A 251-nucleotide genomic window follows, 5' to 3' on the forward strand; every position below is an offset into this window, starting at 1 on the left:
CTTGAACTTAAAATCCAGTTTTTTAGATTCGTTAAAAGACCTCCAATTCGGAAAACCCGTTTGGTGGCTCAGAATAATTCTAGTGGTTAATAATTTATGGTCTGGGTTGTTTTTAATATCCGGATCGATCCAATATTTATCAAGTGATTCGTCTAAATTCCATTTTCCTTGAGAAACTAATTTCAAAGCAATTATTGCAGTTATTGGTTTTGTCAAAGAAGCGACGTTCCAAATCGTATTATAAGACGCAG

At 33.9% G+C, this 251-nt stretch carries 1 protein-coding gene; it reads right to left on the reverse strand.

Going from position 1 to position 251, the window contains the following annotated elements; translation table 11 throughout:
* Nucleotides 1-251 (reverse strand): serine hydrolase (locus ACWA1B_RS23195; RefSeq protein WP_456911029.1); only part of this gene is annotated, 251 nt, incomplete at both ends.

It is taken from the genome of Flavobacterium xizangense (genome assembly GCF_054075145.1).